Raw genomic sequence first — 25,543 nt, forward strand, 5'->3', positions numbered from 1 at the left:
TGAAAACTATCCATTTACAATAACGCCCCCATTTACATGTATCATTTGTCCAGTAACATAAGAAGAATCACCAGACGCTAAATATACGTATGCCGGCGCTAACTCATATGGTTGACCAGGCCTTTGCATTGGGACATTGCTCCCAAACTGAGAGACTTTCTTCTCATCAAAGCTCGATGGAATAAGCGGTGTCCAAATCGGTCCTGGTGCAACACCATTTACCCGAATCCCTTTTTGCACTAACGATTGAGAAAGTGATCTTGTAAAAGCTACGATTGCTCCTTTCGTCGCGGAATAATCAATTAACGTTTCATTTCCTTCATATGCAACGATAGATGCCGTATTTATAATGACATCCCCTTTCTTCAAATGAGAAAGGGCTGCTTTCGCAACGTGAAAATAAGAAAAAATATTAATACGAAAAGTCTTTTCTAGCTGTTCTGCTGTAATATACTCTAGTCCTTGCTGCGGATATTGCTGCGCGACATTATTTACTAAAACCTGTAAACTACCTAGCTGCTGGACGGTCTCTTGAACAACATCTTTACAATGCTGTTCATCACTTAAATCACCCGGCAACAATACACACTTTACACCTTCTTTCTCAACATATTGCTTCGTCTCATTAGCATCTTCTTCCTCATCTAAATAAGCAATCGCAACATTTGCTCCTTCTTTTGCAAAAGCGATGGAAACTGCTCGTCCAATTCCGCTATCTCCCCCTGTAATTAATACATTCTTTCCTTTTAACTTTTCGCTACCTTTATAATTGGGATCTTCAAACTGTGGTAGAGGATTCATTAATGATTCAATACCAGGCTGCTTATTTTGATGTTGCGCAGGCATTGTTATAAAGTTTTTTTGCTGTGGCATAGCTGCTTTCAACTCCTTTTCCTTAGCATGTGCACAATAAAAAGCTGAAATTCACACATCGGTTTACGATTAATATTCGAATTTAAGACACAAAATATGAATTGTTATAAACTTTTTATGCAAAACTATTGCAAAATAGATAAAAAACGAATATTATATATAACTGTTGTGAAAATTATTCGTAAACAGAAAGGATGTTTATATGTTTAACCTTTCAAAACATAAAACTTCTATTAAAACTGAAATTATGGCAGGTATTATTACCTTCTTAACAATGGCATATATCATTGTCGTAAACCCTGTTATCCTTGGAGATGCAGGTGTTCCATTTGAACAAGCATTTACAGCAACAATTATTGCTGCTGTTGTCGGAACATTATTTATGGCAATCTTTACAAACTTACCAATCGCAATCGCGCCAGGTATGGGATTAAATGCTTACTTCTCTTACTCTGTTGTAAAAGCGCATGAAGGCATGACTTTCGCAATTGCATTCTCTGCTGTATTCGTAGCAGGTATGATTTTAATTTTGCTATCATTTACATCTTTCCGTACAAAATTAATGGAAGCAATTCCTGAAAACTTAAAACATGCAATTACTGCTGGTATCGGGTTATTTATCGCCTTTATCGGTTTACGATTAACTGGTATCGTTACAAAAAATGATGCAAACTTAGTTGGACTTGGTGATCTTCACTCTGCTCCAGTTCTACTAGCATTAGCTGGACTTGGAATTACTATTATCCTTATGTCTTTAAATGTAAATGGCGCACTATTTATCGGTATGCTATTAACTGGTATTATCGCTTTCCTCACAGGACAATTAACATTCTCAAACGGTGTTACATCAATGCCTGGATTACCAGAAGGAATTATCGTTTCAAATCCAATTACTGCTGTATCTGACGTAATTAACTATGGATTATACGGCGTTGTATTTTCATTCTTCCTTGTTACATTATTTGATACAACAGGTACATTACTTGGGGTAGCTCAACAAGGTGGATTTATGAAAGACGGAAAACTCCCAAAAGCTGGACGAGCTCTTCTATCTGACTCATTCTCAGCAACTATTGGTTCTATGTTCGGAACGACACCATCAACAGCTTACATTGAATCATCTGCTGGTGTTGCAGCTGGTGGTCGTACTGGTTTAACAACTGTTACAGTAGCTGTTCTATTCGCACTAGCAGCATTCTTCGGACCATTAGTAAGTGCTGTCTCTGGTGTATCAGCTATTACTGCTCCATCATTAATTATCGTTGGTAGTCTTATGATGGGTTCAGTTCGCCACATCGATTGGGACGCATTTGATGAAGCATTCCCAGCATTTTTAGTAATCTTAAGCATGCCTCTTACATCAAGTATCGCAACAGGTATCGCACTTGGATTTATTTCATATCCACTTATGAAAGTGGCAAAAGGTAAATTCCGTGCTGTTCACCCACTTGTATATGTATTTGGAATTTTGTTTGCTTATCAATTGATATTCTTACCACATTAAAAAAGTAGAGCATCGAAATCCGATGCTCTACTTTTCTTTTACAACAATCATTCAAAATATGAAGAAGGTTATAACCTTTTAATACTTCTCTTCTACCTTTAATTCTTTACTATACTTTTGAATGAAAACTGATGAAATAACCATTACTATGCCCACACTAAAACCAATAAGTTGATCTATTAACATTTCATCATGAATAAACCAGCGAAGTAAAAATACGCTACCAAAAATAAACATCATAATAAACCCAATATGCCTAAGTCCTTTATAGACATTTTCCATATGTATCACCTCTTCACATAACATTATCCATATTATACCATGCAACCATCAAGTAACCGTATCGTCCTCTGACAATATGCAGCTACCTTTTGATCATGTGTAACAACTAGCACTGTTTTTCCTTCTTTATTAATCTCTTGTAAAATACTCATAATTTTCTCCCCATTTTCTTGATCAAGAGCACCAGTCGGTTCATCAGCAAGTATAATTTTTGTATCTTGTGCTAAAGCCCTTGCTATTGCTGTTCTTTGCTGTTCTCCTCCTGATAACTCGTAAGGATATTTGTTAATATGCCTCTCAAGCCCTACCATTTTCAGCATTTTTTTTGATATTTGCATACGTTTCTTATGAGAAATTCTTCTATATATAAGCGGAAGCATTACATTGTCAACAACTGTATAATCATCTAATATAGTAGGTTACCGCTTAGAGTTGGATAGAATGCACTTGTTGAGGTTGATGTTGCTAATAATACTAAAGTCGTAATTGAAAAAACTTTTCCTTTCATTAACAATCACCTCATAAATTTAATAGTTTAGTAGCGCTACATCATCATAATATCCTTCAAATAAATTCTCCTCAACAAGAAACCCCGGTGTTTTACAAACTCTTTAAACACTTAAACATTCATACATTTTTAAAAAGTAACGTATAAGTAGCAATATAAAAAAGCTGCGGAGAAACTCTTCTCCGCAGCCTAATACTTATTTTTGCAAGAACGCCTTTAAATCTGCAAACTGTCTCTTTGCATCTTCATAGCCTTGCTCGTATAAATTTTGTAGTTTTGCTGTATCTTTTTCCATACGATCTACTTGAAGCGGCACTTCTGGGCGAATAACAAATAAATTGCCAGCTTGTTCTTCTTTTTCAATATAGTGAAGTGTTTCATTATACACTTCATAACGATTCAGCATCGTGTTAACAAGGTTCGGATATTTTTTATAAGCTTTCGCTGCAACCCATCCAAACCTTGATTTTTTCTTCGCGTAGCCATGATTTCTCGTTAAAATAACGACTGATTTTTTAAATCCATCCTCTTGCGCTTTACGAACTGGAATTGGATCAGAAATCCCGCCATCTAACAGTTGTTTACCGCGGTAATTTACTACCGGTGCAATGAAAGGCAATGAACTAGACGCTTGTAATAAATTTAGCGCATCATCATTCGTTCCTTCTTTTTCAAAATAAACAGATTGCCCTGTTTCACAATCCGTCGTTCCTACAAGGAAACGTTCCGGGCTATTAAAGTATGTTTCAAAATCAAACGGCACATACTTTTCTGGAATTTCATGAAAAATGAAATCCATATCAAATAGCTGACGTTTTCTCCATAAGTTTTTATACGATAAATATTTCGGATGTGATGCATAATCAATATTGACCGTTTTATTTCTATTTCTTTGTCTGGAAAGATACGACGCTGCATGACAAGCACCAGCTGATACACCGATTACATATGGAAAATATAAATCTTGTTCCATAAAGTATTCTAATATCCCGCCCGTGTACACACCACGCATACCGCCGCCTTCTAATACTAACCCCGTATTTTCAAGCATGTTACTCTCTCCTCTATATATATTGACTCTTTAATTATTCACCATGTTAAGTATCTTTTTCTATTATATATGAGTTCTTTCAGAAATTATATTTAAAAGACTTGAGAAGAAGGAGTTTTTTCTTCCAATTATATTTCCAAATGATTGGAGACATCCTTTATAAACCTTTGAATAAAGTCTTGCTCTTCTTTCGTATATCCATCTAAAAGTAACAACCACTTTTCTTCAGCTTGCTTATGCAATTTTTCATGAGCTTTATATATTTCATTCCCACTTTCCGTTAAGCGGAAGAAGATTTCTTTTTGATTATCTAACATTTGCATCTTCTCAACGAATTGCTTTTGAAACAACTTTGTACAAATTTTAGAGATTGCTCCCTTCGTCATGCCCATTTCTGTCGTAATTGCCGTTACATTCATCAAACCATTTTTTCCGATACATTCGATTACATGTAACTCAGATAAAGACATACTACTTACACCTGTCTCACGAAGAAACTTCTCGTTTTGTCGTTTTAAATGTTCTTCTTTTTTATGCAAAAGTGTACGAATGTCCGACAGTATTTCCATTTGCTTCGTTGCATGCTTCAATCCGTTCGCCTCCTAAGTTTCCGAAGAAACAATTTAACTATATACCATTTTAAAATTATTTTTTCATCTTTACAAGTGAGAAAATCATGTTAAAATAAATTTAGTTTCCTAGGAAACTAAATTACAAGGGGGTTAACAAGATGAAAAAATCTAAACTAAATTTCATTTTATATGTTATCTGTATTAGTGCCTTATTCGGTTCCTTCGCTCAAAATATTTACACACCTATCTTACCGATGATTCAAAATTCTTTTCATACTTCTCTTTATCTTGTAAATGTAACAGTTTCACTTTTTACATTCGTTCTTGCGATTATGCAGCTCATATATGGCCCTTTAATTGATACAAAAGGGAGAAAATCTGTCCTTATTCCTAGTTTAATTATTAGTACGATTGCTTCAATCGGATGTGCTTTTTCGGCAAACATTTATTTATTTCTCTTTTTTAGAGCTGTTCAAGCTATAGGAATAGCGGCTATACCTGTAGTTTCAGCAACGATTATCGGCGATTTATTTGAAGGAAAAGAACGCGGAGAAGCGATGAGCCTATACCAAATGTTACTTGCCCTCGCACCTGCAATGGCTCCTCTCATAGGTGGTTATCTTGGCAGTATAAATGGTCACTTATCTGTATTTCTCTTTTTATCTACACTTGGCATTATCTTATTAATGATAAACATTTCACTACTTCCAGAAACAAAGCCAAGTGTAATTAAGCAGTCTAAAGCACAAAAGAATTACTCTCTTATCTTAAAAAATAAAACTGGATTTTCTATTACTCTTATTGGCTTCATTCAATTTTGTATTTACTTTTGCTTTCTCGTTTTTTTACCGAGTATTTTAACAAATTCATTTCATTTAACTGTAAATAAAATTGGTCTTATGTTTGTACCAATGTCTCTTTCTATCATGCTAGGAAGTTTTTGCTACAAGTTTTTGCAAAAACGCCTCACAACAAAGCAAGCTTTATTTATTACGAGTTTCTTCAATATTATATGTGTCGTTTTATTCTCTTTCACATATAGCATCAATATCCCCTTCATCATTATCGTTACATCTTTGTACGGTTTTAGTATGGGACTTTCTATGCCAACTCACACTACTTTATTAACAGAAGAATTCGTACAAGAACGTGCAACAGCTATCGGTATATACAACTTCATCCGCTATCTTGGTATGGGTACAGGGCCACTTATAGGTGGATTTCTTTTATTTAACCAAAATTACTTTTGGATTTTCTTCCTAGGCGCAATTATGTTTTTACTTGTAATCTTATATGCAATGAAAATGCTAAGTTTTCATGCTGTACAAAAATTAAAATAGAGCCCCCAAAATGTCGGCTCTATTTTACCCTCTTTGATCCGCAACAATATGAATATCAATATACTTTGTTTGTCTCATAATTTCATTTACAATAGAGCCTTTTCGTATTTCTTCCCACCTTGTTCTTGCAGATTGTCCAAGTAAAATTTGCGTCACTTGTAATCTTCTTGCGACTTCAATAATAACATCCGCTGGTTTTCTCCCTTTCGCCTCTTCTAATACAAAACTCGCATCAAATTGATTGGTTAACGATTTCCACTCTTCAATCGTCTGCTTTTTTCCAGCTGAAATAGAATCTATATTTTCCCTCTCAACGTTTAATACGTACAATTCAGCATTTAACCGATCAGCCATGCGCCATCCCCGTCTTATTAATTTCTCCGCTGTTGAACTGTATTGTACACAAACGAGAATTTTTTCTTTTACGCCAATTGGTTCTATTACTGTTTGGCTAATTTTCTCGTCCATATCATCAGCAACTTCTCGAAGTGATAATTCCCTAAGTGCTCCTAAATTATTAAGTGTAAAGAAGTTTTGTAAGCTTTGCTGAATTTTTTCTTCTTTATATATCTTTCCGTCTATTAGTCTCTTCCTTAATACCTCAGGCGTTGCATCAACGAGCTGAATTTCATTTGCTTTTTGTAAAATAAAATCTGGAATTCGTTCTCTTACTTTTACATTCGTAATTTGAGCTACAATATCATGAACACTTTCTAAATGTTGAATATTAAAAGCTGATAATACCGATATACCAGCCTCTAACAATTCCTGCACATCCATATAACGTTTCTTATATTTAGAACCAGGAACATTACTATGAGCAAGTTCATCCACTATGACTACTTGCGGCGCGCGTTTTTTTATTCCTTCCACATCAAGCTCATAAAATACCTTTCCTTTATACTGTATTTCTTTTAAAGGAACTTTTTCTAAATAAGCAATTGCTTCTTCCGTCTCTTTTCTTCCATGCGTTTCAATTAAACCAATTACAATATCAATTCCATCTTTTTTCATTTCTCTTGCATCAAAGAGCATTTTATAACTTTTTCCTACGCCTGGAGCTGCTCCGACATATAGCTTTAACTTTCCGCGATTTTGCTGACGAATATATTCTAAATATTCCTCTGGCGTTCGCCTTTGAAACTTCGGTTCATAATCATCTGCATACAAAATAAACACTACCTTTCATTCGAAACAACGCTACCTCAATCCATTAGATTGAGGTAGCACTGTTACTATTTCATTAATTTCTGTAATGCCAAATTTAGCTTTAAGACGTTTACGCGGGTCTCTCCAAATAAACCAAGCGCAGCACCTTCTGTTTGATCTTTAATCAATTGATTAAGTTTTTCTTTCGGAATATTCGTTAATTTTGAGATGCGATTCACCTGCACCGAGGCCGCCTTTGGACTAATATCAGGATCAAGCCCTGAACCTGAATTTGTCACTAAATCTATCGGTACTTCTGTAACTGGAACAGCTGGATTTTTTTCCTTCCAGTCCGCAATACTTTTCTCTACTCGCTTTGCTAAATCTGGATTAGATGGTGCATAGTTATTTGAACCAGATGCTTCAGCCTTATATTCAATACTAGAAACACGCCCTTGAAAATAACGTGGATCCGTGAAGTTTTGACCAATTAATTTAGAACCAATCACTTCATTTTTATCATTATATATTAGACTTCCATCCGCATTATCCTTCATCACTGCTTGTGCAATACCAGTAACAATAAGTGGGTATACAAGTCCACACAATACTAGAAATGTAAAAGTAATACGGATAATTGGTGATAGTATACTTTGTTTCTTCTCCATCTTTTTCCCCTCTTCCTTATATAAACAAGCCGACAATCATATCAATTACCTTAATTCCAATGAACGGAACGATAACTCCACCAAGCCCATAAATAAGTAAGTTTCGGCTAAGCAATGCATTAGAACTCATCGGTTTATATGCAATACCTTTCATCGCTAACGGAATGAGTAATGGAATAATAACAGCGTTAAATATTAATGCTGATAAAATCGCTGACAATGGTGATGTTAATTTCATAATGTTCAATGCTTCCATTTGCGGAATCGCAAGTGTAAACATTGCTGGAATGATTGCAAAATATTTCGCTATATCATTCGCAATACTAAACGTCGTTAACGCACCTCGCGTCATTAACAATTGCTTACCGATTCCTACAACCTCAATAATTTTCGTTGGATTCGAGTCTAGATCAATCATGTTGGCCGCTTCTTTCGCTGCTGTCGTACCACTGTTCATCGCTAATCCAACGTCGGCCTGCGCTAATGCCGGAGCATCATTTGTACCATCACCTGTCATCGCTACAAGTTTCCCTTTATCTTGCTCTGCTTTAATAACAGCAATTTTATCTTCCGGTTTACACTCAGCAACGAATTCATCTACTCCAGCTTCTTTTGCAATCGTTGCTGCCGTTAACGGATTATCACCTGTACACATAACCGTTTTAATCCCCATTTGGCGTAACTGTTCAAAACGCTCACGCATACCCGGTTTTACTGTATCCTTTAAATAAATTAAACCGTAAATACGATTATCTACTGCAACTACAAGTGGTGTTCCGCCCTCTTTTGAAATTAAGTCTGCTTTTTGATTTACATCTTTCGGAATTATTCCGCCTTGTGACTCAACCCATTCAATAACGGCACCTACAGCACCTTTTCTCACTTTCGTTCCGTCTTGTAAATCAACACCACTCATTCTCGTTTCTGCTTTAAACGGAACAAAATCACCTTGTTCTGCAAGTTCTCTATTATATGATATAGATTTTCCCTGCACATACTCGATAACAGATCGACCTTCTGGTGTTTCATCTAAAACAGAACTAATAGCGGCCCACTTTCCAACTTGCTCAATCGTTTCATTTCCTACAGGCAATAATGTATGAGCCATCCGGTTCCCAAAAGTAATTGTACCTGTTTTATCTAAAATAATTGTATTAATATCGCCAGCAGCTTCTACTGCTTTCCCCGACATCGCTAACACGTTAAACTTTGTCACACGGTCCATCCCAGCAATACCAATTGCCGATAATAGCCCACCAATTGTCGTTGGAATTAAACAAACTAATAATGCAACTAGCACAGCAGTATCAATTTGAAACCCTAAATAATTTGTAAAAATCGGCAACGTCACAACGACGATCAAGAAAATAAGAGTTAAGCTCGTTAATACTGTATTTAAAGCAATCTCATTCGGCGTTTTTTGACGAGCAGCTCCTTCTACTAAAGAAATCATTTTGTCGATAAATGATTCACCAGGATTACTCGTAATGACAATTGTAATTTCATCACTTACGACCATCGTTCCACCTGTTACGGAACAAAAATCACCGCCTGCTTCTTTTATAACAGGAGCTGATTCCCCTGTAATTGCAGATTCATCTACAGATGCTAATCCTTTGATTACTTCGCCATCATTCGGAATCATTTCTCCTTGTTTTACGATAACAACGTCACCTTTTCTAAGATCAGTTGCTGAAACTTGGACAATGTCTCCATTTTCTTTTACTACATTTGCAAACACATCTTTCTTCGACTGCTTTAAAGAATCGGCTTGCGCTTTACCACGACCTTCTGCTAATGCTTCTGCAAAATTCGCAAATAAAACTGTAAATAATAGAATGAGAGAAACTGTTATATTAAACCAACCTGGTATACTACTAGAACTACTTGGAAGAAAAGATAAAATGAACGTAATGATAAATCCAATTTCCACAACGAACATAATCGGATTCTTTATCATGACTTTCGGATTCAATTTCGCAACGGATTGCTTCATCGCATGTGTTACGATATCACGATCCATCGTTTTCGCTTGTCTAACTTCATCTTCTACAGCATGTATTTGTGACTCATTTAATTGTTTTTCTTTTACTACTACCGGTCTCATCATTTACCCTCCATTACTTCAATGTAAGAAATTCTGCAATTGGACCGAGTACTAACATCGGGAAGAATGTTAATGCACCGACAATTACAATTGTTCCGATGAAGATGCCACCAAATAAACTATTATCTGTACGGAACGTTCCGACTGTTTCTGGCACTACCGTTTTTTCTTTCAGCGAAGCTGCCACTGCTAGCATCGTAATTAAACTGAAGTAGCGTCCTAAAAACATAACTAAACCAGTCGTAATATTCCAAAACGGTGTATTATCTCCTAATCCTTCAAATCCAGATCCGTTATTCGCAGCTGACGATGTATATTCATATACAACTTGCGTTAAACCATGAAAACCGGAATGAGAGATAGCATCCGTCCCTAAATTTGTTGAAAGAGCTAATGCCGAAAATCCTAAAATGAGCAATGGATGAAATAAAATCGTGACCGCGATTAATTTCATTTCCTTACCTTCAATCTTTTTACCTAAAAACTCTGGTGTCCGTCCAACCATTAACCCAGATATAAACACCGCGATAATTGCATACATAATAATGTTTACAAAGCCTGCTCCAACGCCGCCATACACTGTATTTAACATCATATTTACAAGTGGAACTAGACCGCCAATTGGTGTTAACGTATCATGCATCGTATTAACAGCCCCAGTTTCAGCAGCTGTCGTTACTGTTGCGTATAGTGAAGAAAATACTGTTCCAAATCGTACTTCTTTCCCTTCTGTACTTCCTTGTACATGTTCGATACTCATTCCATTTAATGCCGGGTTCCCGTTTAGTTCAGATGTCGTAATCGTTATAAACCCTAGTAAAAATACCATAAATAGTGACACGAAAAGGATGCGACCTTGTTTTTTATTTCCTACCATTCGTCCGTACGTAAATGGAAGTGCTGTTGGTAATAACATCATAAGCATCATTTGCAAAATATTACTCATTTGCCCTGGATTTTCAAAAGGATGCGTAGAGTTTGCTCCGAAAAATCCACCGCCGTTATTTCCAAGTTCCTTAATGGAAACAAATGATGCAACAGGTCCACGTAATATACTTTGTTTTGCCCCATCAATCGTTTGTGCTGTAACCGCTCCATCTAACGTTTGCGGTACGCCAAGTGCGACAAAAACTAGTGCCGCAATAAATGCCATAGGAAGAAACACTCTCGTTAACGCTCTCGTAAAATCAACGAAAAAGTTACCAAGTTCTTTTCCAGCAAGTCCTCTTATAAAAGCCATAACGAGCGCTAATGTCGTTGCTGGTGCCGCAAACATTAAAAATGTAATCCCGATTAATTGTGATAAATAGGATAAACCATTTTCACCGCTATAATGCTGTAAATTTGTATCAGCCATAAAACTAATCGCTGTATTAAAAGCGAGCGTAGGCTCCATCCCTTCAATATGCGCTGGATTTAGCGGCAACACACCTTGTAATCTGAAAATGAAATATACAATAACAATCATAAATCCGTTGAGTAAAACTAATGATAATGCGTACTGTTTCCACGTTTGATTGTATTCTTTTACACCCGTAATTTTAAAAATAAGTTTTTCAAAAGGCCCGAATACTTTATCTAGCATTTTGCTACCTTGAAAAGCTTTTTCTAAATAAATCCCCATTGGCTTTGCTACTAAAATAAACAAGAGCATTGTAATAATGACTGCAACCCAAATCATAATGAATGATTCCCCCCTAATTAAAACTTCTCTGGATTTAATAATGCATACACTAAATACACTGTAATTGCTGCGACAATAACTGATAAGACAATCATCATGATTGCTTTCCTTCTTTCACAACTTTATCTGACCAACTTGCAAGACTTGCCATTGATGCAACTAATAAAATAAAAATCCCGACCATTACAACATCTAACATAGCTATCCCTCGCTTTGTTTTTGTTAAAATTTACCATCTGAATATTAAAAAAGAACACTGAGCTCTACTCAGTGTTCAAAAAATGAACAACAAAAAGTAAACCTCCTCTCTAAACGCTTACGAGGTTAGCTGTCGGATTCGGGCCTAAAGAGTAGCCCTACTTTCAAAACTGAAAGATTCACCCCAAGTGACGATGCACAAAATTGGTTCCCCCGCTCCATTTCTGGAACTCAGCGATTTTAGGTTTTTTTGGAAATTTTATGAATGATTTATGAGAGTAAATATACTCCTCTATATTTCACTTGTAAAGGGGTAAATTACTGAAAATAATAATATTTACATTCATTTAAACGCTTACATTGAAGATTATTACTATTATTTCATCTATTTTCTTTATTTCTCTTCTCTTTTCTTAAAAATGACCTTTTAAATATGAAATAAAAAGAGCGAATGAGATGAAGTGCATAGCTTGTTGCACTCAGCATTCGCTCTTTTTATTCAACCTTTATTCTCCTCGTAAAAATGCACGTAAATTTCTCCCGCGAATATAAACTTGTGTCAATTCTGCATGTAGCTGCTCATACTCGGTAATATCCACCTCTAAATACAAAGCATCTTTTGATGGTAATATAATATACGGCCCTGGAAAAAGGGGATCGATCTGAACCAATTCTTGAACTCGCTCTACCGATACTGCCCAACGATTTGCTATATCTCCAAGTAATAATACCTTCATCATTTCTTCCCCCGCCCTATTCAAAAAATAAAAAAGAAATATTATCACAATTTGTAAACACGACAAACTTAGCTCCAATTGTTTCATAGAGCCTCGCTGGATATCGTTTATTCCTTGTAACAACAGTAATAGGTGCTTGAAAAGAAAAGCGAATGTGTTCTGTGAAAAAACTAACGATTGGAAGCTCATCCCCTAGTAAAATCACCTTCTTAATACACTCACAAATACTAGTAAAGTCCTGCTCCTTACTGCAGCTATAAGTCCAATCAAACCCACAATTCCTAACTTCAGCCGCTATCTCTTCATTTGCTGTAAAAATAATTAACTCATGTTGAAATGATACTAGATCTCTTAAACTATCTACCTTACTTTCTTCTCCAACACAAATAAGTGTTAGTTCCATGTACCTCATCCTCCTTAGTATAAAAGAAATCAAACATAGATTGATATTCCCCTATACTAATCAGATCGATGAAGTGATGTATCCATCATGGCACCGTCCTCTCTCAAGACGCTTACGAAGTTAGCTGTCGGATTCGGACTTTGAGAGTAGCCCTACTTTCAAACTTGAAAGATTCACCCCTAGTGCCTACGCACAAATTGGTTCCTCCGCTCCATATAATTGGACTCAGCGTTTACAAAAAAATGTATTCTGGCTGATATATTACTCCTGTATTTTGAAAAAGTAAACAGAAAAAAAGCCAGTTATAAAACTGGCTTTTCACTTACCTATGCACGCGTTCTATTCACTTTATATGCAAAATGATTCGTCGGTCCATGGCCACTACCAATATTCAATGGCTCTTCAATTGCTATACTAATAAATCGTTTTGCTTCTTGAACAGCATCTTGAATTGAGTATCCTTTCGCAAGTCCTGCTGTAACCGCTGAAGCAAATGTACACCCACTTCCATGCGTTTGCTTTGAAGGAATTCGCTCGCTTCTAAACTCAATAATTTCTTCTCCATCAAAGAGGAAATCAATTACTTCATTACCTTGATATTCTGCATGTCCGCCCTTCATAAGCACATATTTAGCACCTAATTCGTGCAATACTTTTGCAGCTTCCTTACTATCTTCAACATTATGAATCTCCATCCCAGTTAACACTTCTGCTTCTGGGACATTCGGTGTTATAACAGTTGCTACTGGTAATAAATATTCTTTTAATGCTTGAACTGCTTCTTGCTGTAATAATGATGCACCGCCTTTTGCAATCATAACGGGATCTAGCACAATATTATTCCAGCCAAACTTTTTAATTTGTTCTGCAACAATTTGAATTATTTCACTACTAAATAACATTCCTAGTTTCACTGCATCTGGTGTTAAATCCGTACCAATTGAATTCAACTGTTCTGTAATACCTTCTAACGGAACAGGATATACCCCTTGAACGCCAAGCGTGTTTTGAGCAGTAATTGCCGTAATAGCCGTCATTCCGTATACACCAAGCTCTTGGAATGTTTTTAAATCTGCCTGAATTCCAGCACCGCCGCCGCTATCAGACCCTGCAATTGTTAAAGCTTTATTCACTTTCATCCCACTCATCCTTTTCTATCCAAAATAGCGATGATAAATCGTTTTTGCTTCGCTTATATCTTTCGTTCCATGTACGAGCACACGGCCATCTTTAAAGGCGACTAACCTCTTGTCTTCAATAGAAAATGATAGTAAATATGGATTTATATTTAAATCATTCACACGACCTTCCAACAACTCTTTATATTGTTCAAAATTCATTTCCTCTTTATGAGGTGGTCTAATTTGAACTGTATTTCGCCCGCATAAAACTGCTGTTTTTGATGTGTTCTCTTTATTTAAATACGGATATAATGCATTCTCTCCGCATGAAGGACAATTATGCTGGCGAAGCTTTTGCACATTCATACATGAATACTCATTCTTCCACATATCAAACGATACAAGCCCATCTCGAAGTGATTCGTAATCTTCTACTAACAGTTTAAGAGCTTCTGTTACTTGATGAGAAACGACAAGAGATACAGCAGGTGATATAATACCCGCTGTATCACATGTTGCCCCGCCAAGCGGAATCGACTGTAATAAACATGATAAACATGGTGTTTTACTAGGAAGGATTGTGTAAGAAAGACCGTAACTACCTACACATGCACCGTAAATCCATGGAATAGAATATTTTTGTGCTATATCATTCACAATAAAGCGTGTTTCAAAATTATCAGTCGCATCAATAATTACATCAACATTTGTAACAAGTTCTTCTAGCTCTTCAGCTGTTACATCTTGAACGAGAGCTTCTATTGTTACATCACTATTAATCTCTTCTAAACGTTTTTTAGCCGCTATAGCTTTTGGAAGATTATTCTTTACGTCGCTCTCTGCATACAATTGTTGTCTTTGTAAATTACTCCAATCTACATAATCACGGTCAACAATTGTTATCTTGCCAACACCTGCTCTTACAAACATCTCTGCATTTGCACTACCTAATGCACCTGCACCGATAATAAGCACATGCTTTTCTCTTATCTTTTGCTGTCCTTCTTCTCCAATTGGAGAAAATAGTTCTTGGCGAGAATATCGATTATTCAACTACGCTCATTCCTTCTAAAGGACTACTTGCCGTTGCACAACGCTTGCGTGCAATACGACCTGCTTCAAATCCTAAACGACCTGCTTCAATACTTAATTTCATTGCTTGTGCCATTTTAATAGGATCTTTTGCTCCTGATACAGCTGTATTTAATAACACGCCATCTGCTCCTAATTCCATTGCAAATGCTGCATCAGCTGGGCTACCAATACCGGCATCAACGATAACTGGTACTGTTGCTTGTTCAATAATGAAGCTCAAATTTAATGGATTTACAATACCAAGTCCTGATCCGATTGGAGATGCTCCTGGCATAATCGCATGCACGCCAAGCTCTTGTAATTTACGTGCTAATACAACATCATCAGATGTATACGGAAGTACGATAAATCCTTCTTCCAGTAACATTTCAGATGCCTTTAACGTTTCTACCGGATCAGGTAATAACGTTCTATCATCACCAATAACTTCTACCTTTATCATGTCACAAAGCCCAGAGGCTTTTGCTAATTTTGCAATACGAACAGCCTCTTCAGCGTTTTTTGCTCCTGCTGTATTTGGTAATAACGTATATTTTTTCACATCAAGTTTCTCTAATAAATTAGGTTGCTTTGCATCAAAGATATCCATACGACGCACTGCAAACGTTAAAATTTCAGCTTCAGAAACGTCAATTGCCTTTTGCTGTACGTCAAAATCAGGGAATTTACCTGTTCCTAATAAAAGTCTAGAATGAAATGAAAATGGTCCAATGTTTAACATAATCAACCGCCTCCTACGAAAGTTACAATCTCAATTTGGTCTCCATCAAAAACAGATGTATCTGTATGATCATCTTTTTGTAAAATATCTTTATTACGCTCTACTACAACAATTCTGTTATCTAACTCTAAATGTGTAAGTAGCTCAGCTACTGTTTTTACACTCGCTGGCACTTCAATTTGGTTACCATTAATTTTTAAATTCAAACTTCCATCCCCTTTCTAAACGCTTCTAGAAAGCAATGAATCTAGCAAATGATTCTCTTGCTTTCCTTCTATTAAATCGGCCATATATTGACCAGAAATAGGACTTAATAAAATACCGTTTCGATAATGGCCCGTGCAAGCATATAAACCTTTTATTTCTTCATGCTCTCCCATATAAGGAGCTTCATGATTCGATTGTGGTCGTAATCCTGCCCACGTGCTTTCCCATTCTGCTTCTTTTAAAGCTGGCAATATTGTATAAGCACGCTCTAATATAGAAGTTATACTTTCTGGCTGCACAGTTTTATTGAACGTATGTGGCTTCATTGTTGCCCCAATTACGTAACGTCCACCGCGCTTTGGAGTAATGTAAAATCTTTCTTGAAAAATAGGTGCTTTTAAAAGTTGTTTTCTACTTCTTACCGCAACCACTTCTCCCTTAACTGGATATGTACCCCAATCACGGTGAAAATAACCTAGTAACTTCGTGCTCCATGAACCACCTGCAATAACGACTTTCTCACATGTGACAATACCTTCACTTGTAATAACTCCAGTCACTTTATTATTTTCAATACGGATATCAAATACTTCTGCCTGTTCATATATATCAGCACCGGAAATTGCCGCAGAATGTGCGAATGCTTTCGTAAGCTCTGGTGCAATAACATGACCGTCTTTCGGATAATATACTGCTCCTATAATAGATTCGGATAGATATGGCTCTTTTTCCCGCACATGGTCTCCCGTTAGAAAATAAGAATCTTCACCTGTTTTCTGCTGCCAATCCATAATGTGAAGAATTCTTTCCTTCTCATCTGCATTTTGAGCAATACGATAAATTCCTTTTTCTTCATATCCAATATCAATACCCGTCTTTTCACGTAAAACTGCTGCAAGTTGTGGAAATATAGCACGGCTTTCTCTAGCAAGGTCAAATAGCGGGTCATATTCATCCCATTCTGCCTGCACCCCAAGTAAACCAGCGGCTGCTTTCGAGGCTTCAGATGCAATCTGTTGCTTCTCTACAATCGCTACTTTATGTCCTCTTTCTGCTAGAAAATGTGCAACTGAACTACCAATTACACCACCGCCAATTATCGCTACATCATACTTCTTACACATGTTTTTCCGCCCACTTTCTTATTGATTCCTTATAAGATTTCGCTTTGCTATACGGGTTACTACTACTTATAATCCCAGACATAACTGCTATACCACTTACACCGTTAGTAAGAACATCCACTGTGTTTTCTGGGGTAATTCCTCCAATTGCTGTAATCGGTATAGATAAACACCTTGCAATGTCTGAAATTTCTTCAAGCCCTCTCGCTGGCACACCTTTTTTACAATCTGTCGGAAATACATGGCCATAAACGAGTGAATCCGCTCCATTTTTAAAAGCTACTATTGCTTCATCTAGCGAATGCACAGAATAACCGACATGCAAATACGAAAACTTTTCTTTCACTGACTTTACATCTGTACTTCGATATCCTAGTTGAACACGAGGTATATTTAATAAAATTGCAATATCAATTCGATCGTTTATGACAATTTTAGAAGCCGGAAAGCCCTCCATTAATAGACTTTCCACACCTTCATATAATTCCTTCGTACTCTTCTCACGCTCACGAATATGCAAATAATCAATCTCACTCTCAATTTGCATCGCTACATTCACTAACTCTTCGAATGGCATATGGCCATTTGAGATTACGTGGAGCTCATTTTTCATATTCATTCGCCTACTTTAAAATATTTTCGAATAGTTCATCGGCTGGGACGGTTTCTTTCGTCATTCCTTTGTCCTTCAGCCACTTATTTTGTTTCTCCCAAGATTCTTTTGAATCTGATAAAAATGGCTCATCTTTCGTTTCCATCTTCTCTAATAAAATTTTCATACTTTCCTTTTCAACTTCTGGCACAAGTGGGAAGTTTTCTTTTTCTTGATGATTTAATAAAATATTCAATGCTTCATCTGGGTTTTTCTTCATGAAATCATAGCCCTTTTTCGTACCACGTAAGAAAGCTTGCAACGCTTCTTTATCTTTTTTCAACGTTTTATCACCTGTTACAAACACAAGCTCATGGTAGTTTGGTACTCCGTAATCAGCTGGATTAAAGTACGCTGGTTCATGGCCTTCATGACGCATAACAGGTACTTCATGGTTAATGTATGCCCCTGTTACCGCATCTACTTTCTTCGTAATTAATGCTGGTACTAAATCAAAGCCAACATCAACTACTTTCACTGTATCAGGATTACCACCAGCTTCTTTTACCATCGTTTTTAAATACATCTCACTTAAAGGTGTTCCAGAGTATCCTACTGTTTTTCCTTCTAAATCTTTCGGTGATCGAATGCCCGCTGATTTAAGTGATACAACATGATTTAATGGTGAACGTACGACAGCTCCAATTGATTTCACTGGAATTTGCTCATTCGCTCTCGCCATAACAACATCTGGCTGATAATACAAGCCAACTGTCACCTTCCCTGCTGCTGCCAGCGTTAATGGATCAGTCGGATTAGAAGGGAATTTAATATTTACCTTTACACCTTCTTCTTTAAAGTATCCTTTTTCAATTGCTGCATAGATAAAGCTATGTACCGCATTTGGATACCAATCTAACATGACTGTTATTTCTTTCTCTTTTTTACTTTTGTCTGATGCTGAATTACTCGAACATCCTGCAATTATTGCAATTAATAATGTAAACACAAAGATGCGCTTTAAAAATTTCATGAATACTTCCTCCAACTAATGAATTTCTTTTCTAATATGGAAATAATTACGACGAAGAAAATAGCTAATAATGATAACAATACAATAGGTGCAAATACGCCAGCTCCATCTAACTGCGTCATCATTCTCTTACTGAAATATCCAAGCCCAGCTTGTGCACCGAGCCATTCTCCAATTGCTGCTCCGATAACACTAAGCGGAACTGCAATTTTTAAAGCTGAGAAAAAATAAGGAAGAGCAGATGGCAACTTTAATTTGAGAAAAATATCTCTTTTTGTTGCTCCATATGTAACTAAGAGCTCCTCCCATTCTTTTTTCGTACTACGCAGTCCATCATACGTATTGACCGCAATTGGGAAAAACGTAATTAAAACTGTGACAACAACCTTACTCCAAATTGTGTATCCAAACCATAAAACAAATAGCGGAGCAAGCGCAGTAATCGGAATCGTTTGTGAAGCAACTAATAATGGATAAAATGCTCTCTCCATCCATGTACTCGCATTCATTAACATCGCTAGCCCTACACCTAATACGATAGAGATAACAACACCTATTAAAACGACGTATAACGTTGCAGGTAAATGAACTGTAAATAATATGTCTTTTAGTTTCCATATCTTCATTACAATCGCAGAAGGTGACGGTAAAATGTACATCTCATCTACAATTCTTGCTCCTATTTCCCACACTGCTAGTAAAATACTAGAAAGTGTAATAGCAGGAACTAATTCTTTCAATCGGTTCATCACACAAGTACCTGCCTTTGTAACATACTAAGAAGCTCATCTTTCAGCGCTAATACTTCCGGTTTATATAAATCTTTTCGTGTTCTGTTATGATCAAGCGGTACAGTCCGCTCAGTCAAAGTCGTTATCGGCTGCTGTTCCACTACTAAAACTCGGTTTGAAAGAAATAACGCTTCTTCAACATCATGAGTAATGAATAAAATTGTTTTTTCCCACTCTTGCCATTGTTCAAACAACCATTCTTGCAAAGAGGTCTTCGTTAAAGCATCCAACGCACTAAATGGTTCATCTAACAGCAATATTTCCCCGCCTGTTAATAAAGTTCGAATAAAAGATACACGTTGTCTCATACCACCAGATAAATCTTTCGGATATTTTTTCTCATACCCTTGCAAACCAAATTTATGTAACAGTTCCTTTGCCTTTACTTGTGCTTCTTTCTTCTGTACACCTTGGCACTCTAGCGGCAGGGCAGCATTCTCAATAATTGTTCTCCACGGCAAAAGCATATCTTTTTGCGGCATATATCCTACAGGATGGTGCTTTGTTTCTGTCAGTTCTATCTGTCCAGTACTTACCTTTTCTAGACCTGTAATAAGGCGAAATAAAGTACTTTTCCCACATCCACTCGGTCCGATAATACTGACAAACTCTTTCTCATGTATAGAAGCATTTAATTCATGGATGATTGGTTTCTCATCGTAATGAAAAGAAACATTATGAAACTGTAGTATGTTCTTGCTCCTCAAATCCCCACATCTCCTTACGATAGGACATATCCCAGAATAAATATTCAAATCGACTGGAATATAAGAAAATCTCCTCTAATCTTTCTAGTTCTGTCTCAGACTTTCCAACTGCCATTTTATTTAATAAATCTATTAACCAAATACACAGATTACCGTATTCTTCCGAACTATATCCTTGAATCCACTCACCAAAAAACTCATGATCTCTTGCTCCAGGAATATCATTTAAACGCTTTCCAATTTCCCAATAGCTCCACATACATGGAAGAAGCGCTGCTATTAATTCCGCAAGTGTGCCATTTTGAGATACAGACATCATGTAATTTGTATAAGCTAAATTTTTAGCAGATGGTTTCGCAGACTCTATCTCCTCTATAGAAATTCCAAGTCTTTTTGCATATTGTTTATGGATTGTCATTTCGCCATTTAATATTCCATCAATTTGTTCAGCGAACTTTCCCATTACTTGTGGATTCGTTGCTTTTACAACACCAATCGCATATAACTTTGCATAATCTAGCAGATATAAATAATCTTGAATAATATAATACTGGAATTTATCTTTTTCTAACGTGCCATCTCCCATACCCACTACAAACGGATGATTATGACTCATCTCCCAAACCGGTTGCACAGTTTCTAATAATCTATCGCAAAATTTCATTTCTCTATCCCCTTTCAATATATGTATCTAAATAAAAAACCACTTCTATATATAAGAAGTGGTTACAGCAAATAAAGTTATACATTTATTCGATGTTCCACTTCCCTTCGCTAGTATTACCTAGATCAGGTGTTGTAAGGGTTAAGGATTATTCCTCTCTCAGCAAATCAAGCACCCCTAGTGGTTTCAATATGAAATTTTTAAATAAAAAAGCCCCGTTTCTATACGCAAAGAAACGGGGACTCATTGTTAGTGTCCGAATTGCTTCCCTACGCTAGCATAATCTAGATCAGGTAATAAAAAGGATCAAAGGCTTACGGCCTACTCTCAGCTGGCAACACCAGCTCTCCTAGCAAACTATAAAATTATCACTGTCAGTATAACACCCTAATAAGACATCATCAACTTTTTTAATTTTCTTAATTATCAACATAATATCAAAGTTATACAATACATACATTCTATTTTAGAAAATAAAACCCCAATTAATTGCATAAGAAGGAATCATTATCCTCAAAAAATTTATTTTTATATTGATTTCATATTACATTTATGTGAATACACCCACTATATTATATCTTTATACTATAATAAAATTACAACTATACAACTAGAGGAGGTCTCTATTCCATGAATATGAAAGCTACTGCTTTAACAGCAACTACTGTAGCGATTGCTTCTTTACTTCCTTCTATGGGTGAAACAAATGTACAAAAAGCAAACGCTGAACAATTATCTAATATTAAAACTGGGTATGTCAAAGTCGATCAAGTAGCATTACATACAGAAGATAACGTAAAAAGCACATCAATTGATACAATTCGCTTTAATACAAAAGTGAACATCCTTGAAACAACTAATGAGTGGTATAAAGTATCTGTTCATAATAAAGTAGGTTATGTACAAAAAGATACTATTTTACTAAAAAACAAACTTCATTCTAATGATCAATACATCGTTAATGCTAATGCATTAAACGTTCGCTCTGAACCTAATTTAGAATCTTCCATTTTAGATGTATTACCAAATGGCAAGTTTATTACCGTTCAAGAAGATCAAGGCGAATGGTATAAAATATCGCATAATGGCCAAACAGGTTACGTACAAAAAGCATTCATCTCTAATGGTTCACAACCCTTAGTAAAAGGAATCACCGTTCAAAATAATACAAAATATACTGTTGCAACACCTAATCTAAATGTACGTAGCAACGCTAGTACAAGTAGCGCTCTACTCGGTTCATTACAAAACGGTACACAAGTACAAGTAGTAGAAACTGTAGGAACTTGGTATAAAATTCGTTTTGGCACAGGATACGGATATGTAGCAAAACACTATGTAGTACAAAATCAACCACAAGCTAAAACAGATCAACCTTCATCAATTCCAGCTGCTTTCAAATTCCCTGCTCAAGGAAGAATTAGCTCAACCTTTGATATACGCTGGGAACAAATGCATTATGGTATAGATATTGCTGCTCCAGGAAACGTCTCTATCCAAGCTGCTGCTGCAGGTAAAGTTGTGAAATCTTATTATTCAGCTAGCTATGGCAATGTTGTTTTCATTGCGCATCAAATCAATGGGAAATTATATACAACTGTTTATGCTCATATGAAGGATCGCACTGTACAAGCTGGTGATCAAGTACAAACTGGACAATTAATAGGTCATATGGGAAACACAGGTCATTCATACGGGCAACATCTTCATTTTGAATTACATAATGGAGAATGGAATTTTGAAAAAACAAATGCAGTAAATCCACTGCCATATTTAGTTAGGTAAATTGTATGCCACGCAATATACCTCTTATAATTGAATACGTAGCCTTTTTAGGTTTAATCTGCTGTTTAATCATTTACAATACAAACATTGTATTTTTATCTATTATTATTGCTTTTGTTGCATTAGAAATTATGATGGAATCATTTCAAGTGCAACTAAAACAAAAAATTGCCCATATTTATAATGCTATATTTCTTTTGAGTGCTCTCATAACAAATATAATTAGTAATGGCTTTTATTTATCTACTGTATTTCCAGTATTCTTTATGGCTGTTTTATTATTTGTAGCTAGATATATTAATGTCCCTTATAAACAAAAACAAGAACAAGAAGCTTAGAAAGAGGAGACACTGTGTACCAATCTTTCAAAGATACTCCAATAAAATACATATTGAATTTGTATAAGAAAGCCAATAATTTTTTTGGTATACAAGGAAGTTATACTGAACAACTTCTCCTATATGGAATGTTGTTTCTTGTCTTAATCACTTTCTCCTTGTTTTACTAACAAAAAAGGATCTCACATAAACTGGAGATCCTTTTTAATTTATATTAATTTTTCATATCGAAAATATTGTTTATCCACAAGCATATTTTTCATAAATAAAGCTCAGATTATATTTTTTCTCTAAGCTCATTCGTTGTTCGTCATCGCACCAATAGAAAAGAATATCATGAATCGTTGCGTAACGCTTATTTTTAAGAAATAGCCTAAAGAATGATGGTAAACAATCATGTAATTGTATAAATATATAATTGCGTAGTGTTTCTTCTTTATATTCAATTCCCTTACAAATATACAGTAATTCTTCACAATAATATGCATGCTGTGGAACTTGTATCATTTCGAAAAATGGCACATAAGATAGTAGCTTTCCAATAAAATGACCGTATCGATCCATTACTCCTATCGTCATATGCTCCATCATTTCTTTCATCACATATAAATAATCATCTACATGCGTTGTCTTTAATGGGTCTAAGCGATCGGAAATTTGAGATAATACAGCTCTTTGACATGCTAAAACTGCCTGACTAGGTCCATAATATGATAGGAAATCTGTACACTTACGATATTTCCGTAATAAATCATGTGTATACAAATCATATACAAAAGTATTACAATACATTGCTAAACTCATCATATCACTATTTAATTGCTCTTTTGATAATGATTTCGCTCTCTTGCACATATAAAAGAATGTAAATTCCAATACTTCTTTATGAGATAATAAATGTTTACAATCGGTTATACACTTCTCATTAAATTTAACTCTATCCCAAATTTCAATATCCCTATCTGTCAATTCACCTATACGATATTTAATAATTAAATAATTTAAAGCAACTGATTGCGTCAAAAGATCCCATGTTTCATATTCCAATGAAGTATGAACAAACTCAGCTAATCCTTGCGCTATCATAAAATCATTTGCCTCTTCATACCAACCAATCTCTTGGCATAAGCGAAGGATACGCACTAAAGTTGGAATTTCATCTTTATGAAACTGCGGTAATTTCTTTGCTTTATTCATGCCATATACGATAAATGCCGCTAAATTTTCTTCTTTATAAAATTCTTTTTCTTTCCATACTAATATAGTTCGTTCTTTCCCCTGACCTTTTGGGTGACAAGGTACAAGCAAAGAAAATAATTCAGCGAAATTATTTGGTTCTATATATGTATCTGTAACCAAATTCCAATTTGGATCGCCCTGTACAGCCTTCATATAATTCCCCTTCCCTTTTCATCTATGTAGGAAATATTAATTTATTATCGCACCACTAAAAATTAATATTGTTATATTCAAAATCCCTCATAATACTTATATCTATCAGTATATCATCTTTTCTCTTATTAAAAATAAAGAATAACAAATTAAAAAAAACTGTCGAAATTATTAACCGTATCCTTATTATATAATGTCTCAGATACATCACGCTAACATATTAGTTTAATCCATATATACTAGAATAATGTATCTGAACTTTATATATAATTTAGCTCTTTATGAGTGACCATTAGACTCTCGGTTAATAAAAGTTTCAATTTACTCTGTATGCTCTGAGATTTCGCTCAAGGCAAATCCAGCTTGATCATCTGCTGATTCCCTTATAGCTAAATCTCCTAGTGCTAACATGCCAATAAGTTGACCACTATCAACTACTGGTAATCGTCTAATTTGATGCTGTGCCATTAGCTCTGTAGCTTTTTCAATAGAATCATTTGGAGAAACTGAGATAATATTTGTTGTCATTACATTTGTAATTTTATTAGATCCAGGATGTTTTTCAGCAATCCCTCGAACGACTAAATCACGATCAGTAACAAGCCCAACAACTTGCTCATTTTCAACAACTGGAATTAATCCAACTGATTCTTCCTTCATTTTAACAGCTGCCTCATATACATTGTCTAGCGGTGTACAATGTACAATATGGGTACTCATTAAGTCTCTAACTCGTGTCATTATTTATTTCCTCCTTTTTATACATACCATAGCTTTTCCAAAATTCCTTTATTTATTTCTGGAAAGTAACGCAATAAAAAGGATTAACAAAATAAAAAAGAGCCAGCATAATGCTGACTCTTTTTTGTATGACCCGTACGGGATTCGAACCCGTGT

General features: G+C 35.7%; 28 protein-coding genes, 1 pseudogene and 4 riboswitches. Of the genes and pseudogenes, 4 read left to right on the forward strand and 25 right to left on the reverse strand.

The window, feature by feature from the left end; all coding sequences use genetic code 11:
- Positions 1 to 6: 6 nt before the first annotated feature.
- On the reverse strand, positions 7 to 873 hold the full coding sequence (locus tag HMPREF2590_RS24890) for an SDR family oxidoreductase (protein WP_001136259.1): 867 nt from the start codon (positions 871 to 873) through the stop codon (positions 7 to 9).
- A gap of 202 nt (positions 874 to 1,075) precedes the next feature.
- Here HMPREF2590_RS24890 and HMPREF2590_RS24895 point away from each other — a divergent pair, with 202 nt between their 5' ends.
- Entirely contained in the window at positions 1,076 to 2,377 is a 1,302-nt protein-coding gene (locus HMPREF2590_RS24895) for an NCS2 family permease (protein ID WP_000482712.1), read from the forward strand.
- A 78-nt stretch (positions 2,378 to 2,455) separates the two neighbouring features.
- On the opposite strand, the gene HMPREF2590_RS24900 is transcribed toward HMPREF2590_RS24895, so the two are convergent.
- The 4 genes and pseudogenes from HMPREF2590_RS24900 to HMPREF2590_RS24915 all read right to left on the reverse strand — a co-directional run bounded on the left by HMPREF2590_RS24900 (position 2,456) and on the right by HMPREF2590_RS24915 (position 4,808).
- Positions 2,456 to 2,659, reverse strand: coding sequence for a hypothetical protein (locus HMPREF2590_RS24900; protein WP_000432804.1), 204 nt, complete (start codon positions 2,657 to 2,659; stop codon positions 2,456 to 2,458).
- A 32-nt stretch (positions 2,660 to 2,691) separates the two neighbouring features.
- Positions 2,692 to 3,075: pseudogene (locus HMPREF2590_RS24905) on the reverse strand (ABC transporter ATP-binding protein); the annotation flags it as partial.
- Positions 3,076 to 3,363: 288 nt separating this feature from the next.
- A complete protein-coding gene (locus HMPREF2590_RS24910) occupies positions 3,364 to 4,218 on the reverse strand; it encodes a patatin-like phospholipase family protein (RefSeq protein ID WP_000892691.1) in 855 nt (284 codons plus the stop codon).
- Positions 4,219 to 4,346: 128 nt separating this feature from the next.
- A complete protein-coding gene (locus HMPREF2590_RS24915; protein WP_000679679.1) occupies positions 4,347 to 4,808 on the reverse strand; it encodes a MarR family transcriptional regulator in 462 nt (153 codons plus the stop codon).
- Positions 4,809 to 4,948: 140 nt separating this feature from the next.
- Between HMPREF2590_RS24915 and HMPREF2590_RS24920 the strand changes: the two genes are divergently transcribed.
- The gene (locus HMPREF2590_RS24920; protein ID WP_000748711.1) at positions 4,949 to 6,130 is read left to right on the forward strand and encodes an MFS transporter; all 1,182 of its coding nucleotides are present in this window, start codon (positions 4,949 to 4,951) and stop codon (positions 6,128 to 6,130) included.
- Between the two features lie 24 nt (positions 6,131 to 6,154).
- Here the strand turns inward: HMPREF2590_RS24920 and kdpDN are convergent, their stop codons facing one another.
- The 18 genes from kdpDN to tenA all read right to left on the reverse strand — a co-directional run bounded on the left by kdpDN (position 6,155) and on the right by tenA (position 21,131).
- The gene (gene kdpDN / locus HMPREF2590_RS24925; RefSeq protein ID WP_080989179.1) at positions 6,155 to 7,309 is read right to left on the reverse strand and encodes a KdpD-like non-kinase potassium sensor; all 1,155 of its coding nucleotides are present in this window, start codon (positions 7,307 to 7,309) and stop codon (positions 6,155 to 6,157) included.
- 56 nt (positions 7,310 to 7,365) lie between these two features.
- Positions 7,366 to 7,947, reverse strand: coding sequence for a K(+)-transporting ATPase subunit C (kdpC, locus tag HMPREF2590_RS24930; protein ID WP_000412596.1), 582 nt, complete (start codon positions 7,945 to 7,947; stop codon positions 7,366 to 7,368).
- 16 nt (positions 7,948 to 7,963) lie between these two features.
- Positions 7,964 to 10,054, reverse strand: a complete 2,091-nt coding sequence (gene kdpB / locus HMPREF2590_RS24935) for a potassium-transporting ATPase subunit KdpB (protein WP_050821635.1) — start codon at positions 10,052 to 10,054, stop codon at positions 7,964 to 7,966.
- Between the two features lie 13 nt (positions 10,055 to 10,067).
- Positions 10,068 to 11,735: a potassium-transporting ATPase subunit KdpA gene (gene kdpA, locus HMPREF2590_RS24940; protein WP_050821633.1), complete on the reverse strand. Its 1,668-nt coding sequence runs from the start codon at positions 11,733 to 11,735 to the stop codon at positions 10,068 to 10,070.
- Positions 11,736 to 11,755: 20 nt separating this feature from the next.
- Positions 11,756 to 11,836, reverse strand: coding sequence for a K(+)-transporting ATPase subunit F (gene kdpF / locus HMPREF2590_RS24945; protein WP_000973728.1), 81 nt, complete (start codon positions 11,834 to 11,836; stop codon positions 11,756 to 11,758).
- Entirely contained in the window at positions 11,833 to 11,937 is a 105-nt protein-coding gene (locus HMPREF2590_RS24950) for a SipW-dependent-type signal peptide-containing protein (RefSeq protein WP_000887894.1), read from the reverse strand. Before HMPREF2590_RS24950 ends, kdpF begins: the two co-directional genes overlap by 4 nt.
- 100 nt (positions 11,938 to 12,037) lie before the next feature.
- Positions 12,038 to 12,183: riboswitch (cyclic di-AMP (ydaO/yuaA leader) on the reverse strand.
- A 259-nt stretch (positions 12,184 to 12,442) separates the two neighbouring features.
- On the reverse strand, positions 12,443 to 12,676 hold the full coding sequence (locus tag HMPREF2590_RS24955; RefSeq protein ID WP_001985933.1) for a hypothetical protein: 234 nt from the start codon (positions 12,674 to 12,676) through the stop codon (positions 12,443 to 12,445).
- Between the two features lie 13 nt (positions 12,677 to 12,689).
- Positions 12,690 to 13,076, reverse strand: a complete 387-nt coding sequence (locus HMPREF2590_RS24960) for a hypothetical protein (RefSeq protein WP_000424067.1) — start codon at positions 13,074 to 13,076, stop codon at positions 12,690 to 12,692.
- Between the two features lie 93 nt (positions 13,077 to 13,169).
- A riboswitch (cyclic di-AMP (ydaO/yuaA leader) is annotated at positions 13,170 to 13,317 on the reverse strand.
- 85 nt (positions 13,318 to 13,402) lie between these two features.
- Positions 13,403 to 14,215, reverse strand: a complete 813-nt coding sequence (gene thiD / locus HMPREF2590_RS24965) for a bifunctional hydroxymethylpyrimidine kinase/phosphomethylpyrimidine kinase (RefSeq protein WP_050821632.1) — start codon at positions 14,213 to 14,215, stop codon at positions 13,403 to 13,405.
- A gap of 15 nt (positions 14,216 to 14,230) precedes the next feature.
- Entirely contained in the window at positions 14,231 to 15,250 is a 1,020-nt protein-coding gene (thiF, locus tag HMPREF2590_RS24970) for a thiazole biosynthesis adenylyltransferase ThiF (RefSeq protein WP_001065422.1), read from the reverse strand.
- Positions 15,243 to 16,013 (reverse strand): thiazole synthase, encoded by a 771-nt coding sequence (gene thiG, locus HMPREF2590_RS24975; RefSeq protein ID WP_000931981.1) that lies wholly within the window; start codon positions 16,011 to 16,013, stop codon positions 15,243 to 15,245. The genes thiF and thiG overlap by 8 nt, the downstream gene beginning before the upstream one ends.
- A 2-nt stretch (positions 16,014 to 16,015) precedes the next feature.
- Positions 16,016 to 16,219: a sulfur carrier protein ThiS gene (gene thiS, locus HMPREF2590_RS24980; protein WP_001049502.1), complete on the reverse strand. Its 204-nt coding sequence runs from the start codon at positions 16,217 to 16,219 to the stop codon at positions 16,016 to 16,018.
- A 15-nt stretch (positions 16,220 to 16,234) separates the two neighbouring features.
- On the reverse strand, positions 16,235 to 17,344 hold the full coding sequence (thiO, locus tag HMPREF2590_RS24985; RefSeq protein ID WP_000335182.1) for a glycine oxidase ThiO: 1,110 nt from the start codon (positions 17,342 to 17,344) through the stop codon (positions 16,235 to 16,237).
- Entirely contained in the window at positions 17,337 to 17,957 is a 621-nt protein-coding gene (gene tenI, locus HMPREF2590_RS24990) for a thiazole tautomerase TenI (protein ID WP_000787169.1), read from the reverse strand. Before tenI ends, thiO begins: the two co-directional genes overlap by 8 nt.
- Before the next feature lie 10 nt (positions 17,958 to 17,967).
- A complete protein-coding gene (locus HMPREF2590_RS24995; RefSeq protein WP_000670418.1) occupies positions 17,968 to 18,969 on the reverse strand; it encodes an ABC transporter substrate-binding protein in 1,002 nt (333 codons plus the stop codon).
- Complete coding sequence (locus HMPREF2590_RS25000; protein ID WP_001080856.1) at positions 18,966 to 19,718, reverse strand: ABC transporter permease; 753 nt, start codon at positions 19,716 to 19,718, stop codon at positions 18,966 to 18,968. The genes HMPREF2590_RS24995 and HMPREF2590_RS25000 overlap by 4 nt, the downstream gene beginning before the upstream one ends.
- Positions 19,718 to 20,467 carry an ABC transporter ATP-binding protein gene (locus tag HMPREF2590_RS25005; protein WP_001256793.1) on the reverse strand — a complete coding sequence of 250 codons (750 nt, stop codon included), beginning with the start codon at positions 20,465 to 20,467 and terminating at the stop codon, positions 19,718 to 19,720. The genes HMPREF2590_RS25000 and HMPREF2590_RS25005 overlap by 1 nt, the downstream gene beginning before the upstream one ends.
- Complete coding sequence (gene tenA, locus HMPREF2590_RS25010; protein WP_000666830.1) at positions 20,436 to 21,131, reverse strand: thiaminase II; 696 nt, start codon at positions 21,129 to 21,131, stop codon at positions 20,436 to 20,438. Before tenA ends, HMPREF2590_RS25005 begins: the two co-directional genes overlap by 32 nt.
- A gap of 85 nt (positions 21,132 to 21,216) precedes the next feature.
- A riboswitch (TPP riboswitch) is annotated at positions 21,217 to 21,320 on the reverse strand.
- Between the two features lie 60 nt (positions 21,321 to 21,380).
- Positions 21,381 to 21,492, reverse strand: a riboswitch (TPP riboswitch).
- Positions 21,493 to 21,761: 269 nt separating this feature from the next.
- Between tenA and HMPREF2590_RS25015 the strand changes: the two genes are divergently transcribed.
- Both HMPREF2590_RS25015 and HMPREF2590_RS25020 read left to right on the forward strand, forming a co-directional pair.
- Entirely contained in the window at positions 21,762 to 22,916 is a 1,155-nt protein-coding gene (locus tag HMPREF2590_RS25015; RefSeq protein WP_001056034.1) for an SH3 domain-containing protein, read from the forward strand.
- A gap of 5 nt (positions 22,917 to 22,921) precedes the next feature.
- Positions 22,922 to 23,254: a hypothetical protein gene (locus tag HMPREF2590_RS25020; protein ID WP_001137821.1), complete on the forward strand. Its 333-nt coding sequence runs from the start codon at positions 22,922 to 22,924 to the stop codon at positions 23,252 to 23,254.
- Positions 23,255 to 23,494: 240 nt separating this feature from the next.
- Here the strand turns inward: HMPREF2590_RS25020 and HMPREF2590_RS25030 are convergent, their stop codons facing one another.
- Complete coding sequence (locus tag HMPREF2590_RS25030; protein ID WP_000648920.1) at positions 23,495 to 24,646, reverse strand: DUF3965 domain-containing protein; 1,152 nt, start codon at positions 24,644 to 24,646, stop codon at positions 23,495 to 23,497.
- A 321-nt stretch (positions 24,647 to 24,967) separates the two neighbouring features.
- Positions 24,968 to 25,387: a CBS domain-containing protein gene (locus HMPREF2590_RS25035; RefSeq protein ID WP_000199010.1), complete on the reverse strand. Its 420-nt coding sequence runs from the start codon at positions 25,385 to 25,387 to the stop codon at positions 24,968 to 24,970.
- Between the last annotated feature and the right edge of the window lie 156 nt (positions 25,388 to 25,543).

This window comes from Bacillus sp. HMSC036E02, from assembly GCF_001836235.1.
GTDB lineage: Bacteria > Bacillota > Bacilli > Bacillales > Bacillaceae_G > Bacillus_A > Bacillus_A cereus.

Excerpts from the sequence above, each read along its gene's own strand:
- HMPREF2590_RS24890 (WP_001136259.1), bottom strand. The coding sequence starts at position 873 with ATGCCACAGCAAAAAAACTTTATAACAATGCCTGCGCAACATCAAAAT.
- HMPREF2590_RS24895 (WP_000482712.1), top strand. The coding sequence starts at position 1,076 with ATGTTTAACCTTTCAAAACATAAAACTTCTATTAAAACTGAAATTATG.
- HMPREF2590_RS24900 (WP_000432804.1), bottom strand. The coding sequence starts at position 2,659 with ATGGAAAATGTCTATAAAGGACTTAGGCATATTGGGTTTATTATGATG.
- HMPREF2590_RS24910 (WP_000892691.1), bottom strand. The coding sequence starts at position 4,218 with ATGCTTGAAAATACGGGGTTAGTATTAGAAGGCGGCGGTATGCGTGGT.
- HMPREF2590_RS24920 (WP_000748711.1), top strand. The coding sequence starts at position 4,949 with ATGAAAAAATCTAAACTAAATTTCATTTTATATGTTATCTGTATTAGT.
- kdpC (WP_000412596.1), bottom strand. The coding sequence starts at position 7,947 with ATGGAGAAGAAACAAAGTATACTATCACCAATTATCCGTATTACTTTT.
- kdpB (WP_050821635.1), bottom strand. The coding sequence starts at position 10,054 with ATGAGACCGGTAGTAGTAAAAGAAAAACAATTAAATGAGTCACAAATA.
- kdpA (WP_050821633.1), bottom strand. The coding sequence starts at position 11,735 with ATGATTTGGGTTGCAGTCATTATTACAATGCTCTTGTTTATTTTAGTA.
- kdpF (WP_000973728.1), bottom strand. The coding sequence starts at position 11,836 with ATGATGATTGTCTTATCAGTTATTGTCGCAGCAATTACAGTGTATTTA.
- HMPREF2590_RS24950 (WP_000887894.1), bottom strand. The coding sequence starts at position 11,937 with ATGTTAGATGTTGTAATGGTCGGGATTTTTATTTTATTAGTTGCATCA.
- HMPREF2590_RS24955 (WP_001985933.1), bottom strand. The coding sequence starts at position 12,676 with ATGATGAAGGTATTATTACTTGGAGATATAGCAAATCGTTGGGCAGTA.
- HMPREF2590_RS24960 (WP_000424067.1), bottom strand. The coding sequence starts at position 13,076 with ATGGAACTAACACTTATTTGTGTTGGAGAAGAAAGTAAGGTAGATAGT.
- thiD (WP_050821632.1), bottom strand. The coding sequence starts at position 14,215 with ATGAAAGTGAATAAAGCTTTAACAATTGCAGGGTCTGATAGCGGCGGC.
- thiG (WP_000931981.1), bottom strand. The coding sequence starts at position 16,013 with ATGTTAAACATTGGACCATTTTCATTTCATTCTAGACTTTTATTAGGA.
- thiO (WP_000335182.1), bottom strand. The coding sequence starts at position 17,344 with ATGTGTAAGAAGTATGATGTAGCGATAATTGGCGGTGGTGTAATTGGT.
- tenI (WP_000787169.1), bottom strand. The coding sequence starts at position 17,957 with ATGAAAAATGAGCTCCACGTAATCTCAAATGGCCATATGCCATTCGAA.
- HMPREF2590_RS24995 (WP_000670418.1), bottom strand. The coding sequence starts at position 18,969 with ATGAAATTTTTAAAGCGCATCTTTGTGTTTACATTATTAATTGCAATA.
- HMPREF2590_RS25000 (WP_001080856.1), bottom strand. The coding sequence starts at position 19,718 with ATGAACCGATTGAAAGAATTAGTTCCTGCTATTACACTTTCTAGTATT.
- tenA (WP_000666830.1), bottom strand. The coding sequence starts at position 21,131 with ATGAAATTTTGCGATAGATTATTAGAAACTGTGCAACCGGTTTGGGAG.
- HMPREF2590_RS25015 (WP_001056034.1), top strand. The coding sequence starts at position 21,762 with ATGAATATGAAAGCTACTGCTTTAACAGCAACTACTGTAGCGATTGCT.
- HMPREF2590_RS25020 (WP_001137821.1), top strand. The coding sequence starts at position 22,922 with ATGCCACGCAATATACCTCTTATAATTGAATACGTAGCCTTTTTAGGT.
- HMPREF2590_RS25030 (WP_000648920.1), bottom strand. The coding sequence starts at position 24,646 with ATGAAGGCTGTACAGGGCGATCCAAATTGGAATTTGGTTACAGATACA.
- HMPREF2590_RS25035 (WP_000199010.1), bottom strand. The coding sequence starts at position 25,387 with ATGACACGAGTTAGAGACTTAATGAGTACCCATATTGTACATTGTACA.